This window comes from Saccharopolyspora sp. NPDC002578 (assembly GCF_053592695.1).
In genome coordinates this window covers 1-7,828 of the sequence record NZ_JBSFWJ010000076.1, presented here as the reverse complement: position 1 = coordinate 7,828, position 7,828 = coordinate 1, and the positions used below count along the sequence as shown (strand labels likewise).

6 protein-coding genes and 1 pseudogene are annotated in these 7,828 nt (G+C 71.3%); 6 read left to right on the top strand and 1 reads right to left on the bottom strand.

What is annotated here, in order from left to right; genetic code table 11:
* A pseudogene (locus tag ACWD38_RS25815) lies at nucleotides 1–263 on the top strand (hypothetical protein); the annotation flags it as partial.
* A 16-nt stretch (nucleotides 264–279) separates the two neighbouring features.
* On the opposite strand, the gene ACWD38_RS25810 reads toward ACWD38_RS25815, so the two are convergent.
* On the bottom strand, nucleotides 280–909 hold the full coding sequence (locus ACWD38_RS25810; protein WP_425503521.1) for an HNH endonuclease: 630 nt from the start codon (nucleotides 907–909) through the stop codon (nucleotides 280–282).
* Between the two features lie 255 nt (nucleotides 910–1,164).
* Here ACWD38_RS25810 and ACWD38_RS25805 point away from each other — a divergent pair, with 255 nt between their 5' ends.
* From ACWD38_RS25805 to ACWD38_RS25785, 5 genes are all read left to right on the top strand, one after another.
* On the top strand, nucleotides 1,165–3,270 hold the full coding sequence (locus tag ACWD38_RS25805) for a prolyl oligopeptidase family serine peptidase (protein ID WP_450125094.1): 2,106 nt from the start codon (nucleotides 1,165–1,167) through the stop codon (nucleotides 3,268–3,270).
* A 191-nt stretch (nucleotides 3,271–3,461) separates the two neighbouring features.
* Nucleotides 3,462–4,439, top strand: coding sequence for a mechanosensitive ion channel family protein (locus tag ACWD38_RS25800; RefSeq protein WP_184477563.1), 978 nt, complete (start codon nucleotides 3,462–3,464; stop codon nucleotides 4,437–4,439).
* 22 nt (nucleotides 4,440–4,461) lie between these two features.
* Entirely contained in the window at nucleotides 4,462–4,854 is a 393-nt protein-coding gene (locus tag ACWD38_RS25795) for a globin (protein ID WP_184477561.1), read from the top strand.
* A 17-nt stretch (nucleotides 4,855–4,871) separates the two neighbouring features.
* The gene (locus ACWD38_RS25790) at nucleotides 4,872–6,116 is read left to right on the top strand and encodes an alpha-amylase family glycosyl hydrolase (protein ID WP_184477560.1); all 1,245 of its coding nucleotides are present in this window, start codon (nucleotides 4,872–4,874) and stop codon (nucleotides 6,114–6,116) included.
* A gap of 283 nt (nucleotides 6,117–6,399) precedes the next feature.
* On the top strand, nucleotides 6,400–7,716 hold the full coding sequence (locus tag ACWD38_RS25785; protein WP_184477558.1) for a heparan-alpha-glucosaminide N-acetyltransferase domain-containing protein: 1,317 nt from the start codon (nucleotides 6,400–6,402) through the stop codon (nucleotides 7,714–7,716).
* Nucleotides 7,717–7,828: the final 112 nt, after the last annotated feature.

The following is a 7,828-nucleotide window of genomic DNA, read 5'->3' as shown; positions in this document are numbered from 1 at the left end:
GCGTGCGCATCAGCGGCGAAGACCGCGGGGTCCGCATCAGCGGAGACCAGCGCGGCGTGCGCATCAGCGGCGAAGACCGCGGGGTCCGCATCAGCGGTGGCCAGCGCGGCGTGCGGATCAGCGGACGCGCCGGAGTCCGCATCAGCGGACAAGAGCGCGGGGTTCGGATCAGCGGAGAGCAGCGCGGGGTTCGGATCAGCGGCGAAGACCGCGGCGTGCGGATCAGCGGGCGTGGTGCCGATCAGCTCGCCGCGGCGGCCTGACGTGCTCCCAGCAGGATCACGCCGCGGACTCGCCCAGGTAGGGCAACCACAGCGGATCGGTCTCGGACAAGCCCGCGATGAGCCGCCAGTGCCTGCCGCGCGGCGCGTGCGGAGCCACCGGCAGCTGCCAGCCGAGTTCGCTGAGCGTCTTGTCCGCCTTGCGGTGGTTGCACTTGGTGCAGCACGCCACGCAGTTCTCCCACGCGTGCGGGCCACCTCGGCTGCGGGGCACCACGTGATCGATCGTCTCGGCTCGAACGCCGCAGTACACGCAGCGATGCCCGTCGCGGTGCATCAGCGCGGAGCGAGTGAGCGGAACGCGCCCCCGGTACGGCACCCGCACGAAGTTGCTCAGCCGGATCACCGACGGCACTTCGTGGCTGCTCGTCGCCGAGTGCAGCGTCATGCCCGCCGAGTCGCCGTGGACGACCTCGGCCTTACCGCAGACCAGCAGCACGATCGCCCTGCGCAGCGGAAGCGCGGTCAGGGGTTCGAAGGTCGTGTTGAGCAACAGCACCCGCCGCTTGCGCCACGGGGGTACCGGATCACCCGACTGCGCGCAGTGCTGCGCCGGTGCCCGGCACAGCGCTGCCCGAGACGCGAGCCCCGTGGCCGCGCCTGTCGGAGTCGGTATTCGGTCGTGCACGCGACCACCTCCACCGGTTGGCAAGAACCAGTCGACCACAATCGACACCCCGAACGCACGTGTGATTCACCACGTGCTAGTCACCCGCGCCGCGGTACGAACGCGAGGTCGCGACGGTCCGGGAGAGGTCGATGAGCCGACCGGCACCACTGGTGTCGATCGTATGGGCTCCGGTGTTGATCGTTCAGGGTGAATTCGGTGAACGCCGGTGCCGAACCGCCGCCGGGGGCGTCCGCACCCGTATCGTCGGCGGGCGTGACGAAGGTTCAGCCGCCCCTGTCCTATCCGCCCGCCGAACGCGCCGACACGGTCGACGACCTGCACGGCAGGCGGGTTCCCGACCCGTACCGAGGTCTTGAGGACCCGGCCGACCCGCGCACCGAGTCGTGGTCGGCCGCGCAGGACGAGTTCGCGCGGGCGCGACTCGACGAGCTCCCCGGCCGCGCGGAGATCGCGCAGCGCCTGACTTCCCTGCTGGCGGCCGGGTCGGTGTCGGCCCCGGTGTGGCGCGCCGGACGGGCGTTCTTCACCCGCCGCGCGCCGGGGCAGGAGTTCCCGGTGCTGTACCTGCGCGACGACGACGGTTCCGAGCGGCCGCTGCTCGACGTCACCGAGCTGGACCCGTCCGGCCTGACGACCCTGGACCGCTGGTCGCCGAGCCTGGAGGGCGACCGGCTGGCCTACCAGGTGTCGGTCGGCGGCGACGAGGAGTCGCTGCTGTACGTGCTGGACGTGACCACCGGTGAGCTGGTCGAGGGCCCGATCGACCGCTGCCGCTACTCGTCGATCTCCTGGATGCCGGGCGGCGCCGAGTTCTTCTACGTGCGGCGGCTGCCCCCGGAAGCGGTGCCCGCGGGCGAGGAGCAGTTCCACCGCCGGGTGTGGCGCCACCAGGTCGGCAACCACCCCGACGACGACCTGCTGGTCCACGGCGACGGCCTGGAGCACACCTTCTACTACGACGCCCGCGTGTCGCGCGACGGCCGCTGGCTGCTGATCCACGGCAGTCCGGGCACCGCCCGGCGGGATTCGATGTGGATCGCGGACCTGTCCGCGGGCGGCGAGCTCCGCCAGGTCATCGACACCTCGGAGGGCATCCGGGCCTCGGCGTGGGTGGAGCGCGACGGCAGGCTGTACGTGCAGACCACGCTGGACGCGCCGCGCTGGCGGCTGTGCGTCACCGACCCCGAGACCCCCGAGCCGGCGCACTGGCAGGAGCTGATCCCGGAGGAACCGGACTCGGTGCTGGAGGCGGTGCGCTGGTTCGACGACGGCACCGACGACCCGAAGCTCGCGGTGCTGCGCACCAGGCACGCGGTCTCCGACCTGGCGCTGCACGACCCCGTCACGGGCGAGCGCACCGACGAGGTGCCGCTGCCCGGCACCGGTCAGATCACGGCGCTGACCGCGGTGGACGAGGACACCGAGGGCGACCGGGACCGGCTGTGGATCGGCTGGACCGACTTCGCCACCCCGCCGTGCGTGCAGCTCTACACGCGGGCCTCCGGCACGACCCGGCAGGATCGGCGCGCTCCCGGCGCGGCGGAGCTGCCGGAGGTGCACACCTCGCAGGTCGAGTACACCTCGAAGGACGGCACCACCGTCCGGATGTTCCTGCTCACGCCCATCGCGGAACCCGATCAGCCGCGACCGGCGATGGTCACCGGCTACGGCGGGTTCTCGCTGTCGATGGAGCCCTCCTACTCCCCCACCGCGCTGGCCTGGGTCGCCGCGGGCGGGGTGTGGGCGCTGCCGTCGCTGCGCGGCGGCGGCGAGGAAGGCGAGCAGTGGCACCGCGCGGGCATGCGCGAGAGCAAGCAGAACGTCTTCGACGACTTCCACGCCGCGGCCGAACACCTGGTCGCCACCGGGTGGAGCTCACCGCAACAGCTGGCGATCACCGGCGGCTCCAACGGCGGCCTGCTCGTGGGGGCGGCGCTGACGCAGCGCCCGGACCTCTACCGCGCGGTGGTGTGCTCGGCTCCGCTGCTGGACATGGTGCGCTACGAGAAGTTCCTGCTGGGCCGCACCTGGAACGAGGAGTACGGCACCGCCGACGACCCGGTGGAGTTGGACTGGCTGCTGTCGTACTCGCCGTACCACGCGGTGACCGAGGGCACCGCCTACCCGTCGGTGCTGTTCACCGTCTACGAGTCGGACACGCGGGTGGATCCGAACCACGCGCGCAAGATGTGCGCGGCGCTGCAGCACGCGACCGCTTCCGACCTCGCACGACGTCCCGTGCTGCTGCGCAGGGAGACCGAGGTAGGACATTCCGCCCGTTCCGTTTCGCGTACGGTAGGCCTGGCGACCGACCAGATCGCCTTCCTAGCGGAGGCCACCGGGCTCCCCCTCGCCTGAGCGGTCGCCACTTCTGACAACCAGTCGCGGAAGGCACGCGCCACGTCCTGTGCGCGGCCGGCTGCGGGAGCTGCGGACGGCGGGGCGTCCACAGCTCCCGATCTTCGGCCGGACGGCACCTTCGACGTGGTGGCGGCCTTCGGCGGCGCGTACAGGTCGACGAAACACCCGAGCATGGAGACCCCCGACCCATGACACCCCCTCTGTTAACCCAGCCCGACTGCGTCCGGGACGAAGGAAGCTGGTGCGAGACCGTCTACTCCTGGACGGACAACCACTGGCTGGCGATGTACTCGGACCTGCTCATCGCCAAGCCGCTGAACATCTTGATGATCGTCATCATCGCGTTCCTGGCCCGCTACTTCGTGCACCGCACGATCTCCCGGCTGACCAGGGGCAGCGGCGGCAAGACGCCGAAGCTGCTGGTGCCGCTGAAGGAGCGCCGCAGCGAAGCCGCCGGGATGGCGCTGCTCTCGGAGCGCCGCGTGCAGCGCGCCCGCACGATCGGGTCGGTGCTCAAGTCGCTGGCCTCGTTCGTGATCTTCGGCCTCGCGCTGATGTACGTGCTGAAGTCCCTGGGCATCGAGCTCGGCCCGATCCTGGCCTCCGCCGGGGTGCTCGGCGTCGCGGTGGCGTTCGGCGCGCAGAACCTGGTCCGGGACTTCCTGTCCGGGATGTTCATGATGGTCGAGGACCAGTACGGCGTGGGCGACATCGTCGACCTCGGCGAGGCCACCGGCACCGTCGAGGCCGTCGGGCTGCGGGTCACCACGCTGCGCGACCTCAACGGGACCGTCTGGTACGTGCGCAACGGCGAGATCCTGCGCGTCGGCAACTCCAGCCAGGGCTTCGCAGTGGCCGTCGTGGACTTCCCGATCTCGCACACGAGCTCCGTGGAGAAGGCGATGGAGGTCGCCACCCGGGTCGCCACCGAAGCCGCCTCCAGGGAGCCGCTGTCCAAGGACGTGATGGACCCGCCGGAGATGCTGGGCGTGGACCAGATCACCTCCGACACGATCACGCTGCGCCTGACCGTGAAGGTGCGGCCCAGCACCCAGTGGGCGGTGCAGCGCAGGCTCCGCGTGGCGATCAAGCGGGCCTACGACGACGAGGACATCCAGCCGCCCTACCCGAACGGACGGCCGCAGATCGACTCGGCCCAGGTATGAGCACCGCCGCCGGCAGGGGAGGATGGAACGCGTGAGCGCACCGGAGACCTTCTACGACCAAGTCGGCGGCGAACCCACCTTCCACTTCATCGTGGCCCGGTTCTACGAGGAGGTGGCCAAGGACGAGCTGCTGCGCCCGCTGTATCCCGAGGAGGACCTCGGACCCGCCGAGGAGCGGCTGCGGCTGTTCCTGATGCAGTACTGGGGCGGGCCGCACACCTATTCGGACCGTCGGGGACACCCCCGGCTGCGGATGCGGCACGCACCGTTCAAGGTGGGCCCTGCGGAGCGGGACGCGTGGCTGCGCTGCATGCGGATCGCGGTGGACGAGGCCGAGCTCGACGACGAGCATCGCCGGCAGCTCTGGCAGTACTTGGAGATGGCAGCGCAGAGCATGATGAATTCGTGGTTCTAGGAGCCTGATCGTTTGTCATGAACGCACCGGTGGGGGACTCGGCAGCGGCGGCCGTCGCGCCTTGGTGGCGCGACGCCGTCTTCTACCGGGTCGACCTGCGCTCGTTCGCCGACGCCAACGGTGACGGCGTGGGAGATCTCGACGGCGCGCGGCTGCGCCTCGGGTACCTGGAGCTGCTCGGCGTGGACGCGCTGTGGCTCACGGCGCTGACCGCGAGCCCGCTGACCGATCCGGAACGCGGTCGCGGCGTCGACCCCGTGCTCGGCGAGCTGGAGTCGTTCGAGTCGCTGGTGGACGAGGCGCACGCCGCGGGCCTGCGGGTCGCGATCGACGTGACCGCGCAGCGCGACCTCGTCGACCGGATCGGCACCGACGGGCACGAGGTGTTCGCGACGTCGGTGCGGTTCTGGCTGGACCGCGGCGTGGACGCCCTGCGCGTCGCGGTGGCGCCCGGCGCGGGCGAACCCGCGGGCGCCGCGGTGCGCGAGGTGCTGGCCGAGCTCTCGCCCATCGCGGCGGACTACCCGGGGCGCGGCATCGGGGTGCTCATCGACGAGTCGTGGTTCGACGGGTACGACGACCACGACGGCTGGGACATCGGCATCGATCTGCGGCTGGGCCGCACGTTGTTCGACGCGGCGGAGCTGCGCGAGGTCATCACCCGGATGCTCGCCTCGGCGGAGATGCTGGGCGTGCCCGCGGTGTGGGTCGTGACCGGTGAGGACCGGATGCACCCGGTGACGCGGTTCGGCGGTGGCGCCACCGGTGAGGCGCGGGCTCGGGCGCTGGCCCTGGTCTCGCTGGGCCTGCCGGGCATCGTCGGGCTGGACACCGGCGAGGAACTGGGCCTGCCCAGCGCCGGCGGCGCGCGCTCCGCGTCGCCCGCGCGCGGCCCCATGCCGTGGGAGGGCGAGGAACCGTCGTTCGGCTTCTCACCGGTGCCGGGCGGCTGGTGGCCGATGTCGGTGGAGTGGGCCCCGTACACCGTGGAGGCCCAGCTGGAAGACCCGGACTCGACGTTGTCGCTGTACCGGCGCGCGCTGGAGCTCCGCAAGGAGCACCCGGCGCTGCGCGGTGACCAGGTGTCGTGGTTCGGCGCCCCGCCCGGGTGCTTCGCGTTCCGCCGGGAACCGGGCGAGCTCACCTGCGCGTTGAACGCGTCGGCGGAATCGGTGACGCTGCCGCCGGGCGAAGTGCTGCTCGCCAGCGGAGCGCTGGAGGGCGACCGGCTGCCGCCGAACACCGCGGTGTGGCTCATCTGACCGTTCGCGCTACGGGCGGGGCGCTGGCCCGATCGCAGTGCCCGGCTGCGCCCTTCCCTGGCGCTTCCGGTGCGATGAACAGGTCACGACAACGTCACCCGATCAGCCCAATCACGCGGTCGCCGGGGCACCGGCTCAGGGCGAACGCGCAGGCCGGAGCGGGTGTCGGCACCGCACCCGGAGGCGGGCCGAACGCGCTGGACGACCTTGCGACGAGCGGACCACGACCGGCGGGTAAGTTGTGCAACGCCCGAGTTCCGCCTTCAGTCTCTTTCAGGACGTCATGACCGCAGCGAGCCCGGCACCTCGCCACGAGGCCCAGCGCCGTGATCAACGCCCCCGGACAGCCCGCGGTAACCGGCTGCTCGGTGTGGACCTGGCCCGATTCGTCGCCATCTTCGGGATGTTCGTGATCCACTTCGGGGCCCCGTTCAGCGGCGGCTTCGTCGAGATCGGCATGGCGCAGGCCTCCAGCGGACGCGCGACCGCGCTGTTCACCTTCCTGGCCGGGGTCTCGCTGGCGATGCTCACCGGGCGCGGAACCCCGCTGACCGGGGCCGCGCTGCGCGACGCGCGGGTGCGGGTCGCGCTCCGGGCGGTGCTGCTGCTGATCATCGGGCTGGCGCTCGCGAAGGCGACCGAGGCGACGGGCTTCCTGCTCACCGTGATCATCCCGTTCTACGGCGTGTACTTCCTGCTGTCGCTGCCGTTCCTCGGGCTGGGGCCGCGCGGCACCGCCATCGCCGCCGGGGCCATGATGATCGTCGGCCCCCAGGCCTCGTACCTGCTGCGCACCGTGCTCGCCGGGAACAACTCGGTGGCGGCGGCGGTGGGCGCGTTCAACTCCGTCGATCCGGGGCACCTGTTCGCCGAACTGGGCGTGCTCGACCTGACGCTGCTGGACTTCTACCCGGCCGCGACGTACCTCGGGCTGGTGCTGGCGGGAATCACCGTCGGCAGGCTCGACCTGCGCTCCCGCGCGGTGCGGCTGCGGCTGGGCATCGGCAGCGTGCTGCTGGCGGTGGTGACGTACACGACCTCGGCGCTTCTCGGACTGGTGACGGGACCGCTGCCAGACGTGCTCACCGAAGGCACCGTGCCGATCGAGCACCCCGAGTTCCTGCTCGCGGCCCGCGCGCACAGCGGCTCCTCCTTCGAACTGCTGGGCTCGCTGGGCGTCGCGGTCGCGGTCCTGGTGCTGTGCCTGGAACTGGCGGACCGCTTCGAACGCCCGCTGCTGCCGCTGATCAAGGCCGGCACGATGGCGCTCACCCTGTACGCGCTGCACGCCCTGGTGATGGCCTGGCAGATCGTCGTCGGCGGCTGGCCGATGAGCGGGGTCCCGGAGACGCTGGACAACCTCGCGAGCATGGGCCAGGCCGCCACCTGGGTCCCGGACCTCCCGGCGTTCCCCCCGGACGGGCACCGCCCGGAGGGCATCGTCGGACTCGTGAACACCTACATGTCGGAGCTGTTCCTGGTGTTCTCGCTGGTGTTCGCGACGGTGTGGAAGCGGTTCTTCCGGCGGGGGCCGTTGGAGGGCGCGGTCAGCAGCGCTGTGAGTTGGTGCGTCGAACGGCTTCAACCCCGCCGGGCTTGATGGCTCGGGTGGTCATCTAGCGGAACCTCAGCGTTCTTCTCGCTGCGGGATCTTTTTCCCAAGTGGCTCCGCCACGAGGGAAAAAGCTGTCCTCGCGAGAAGAACGCTGAGA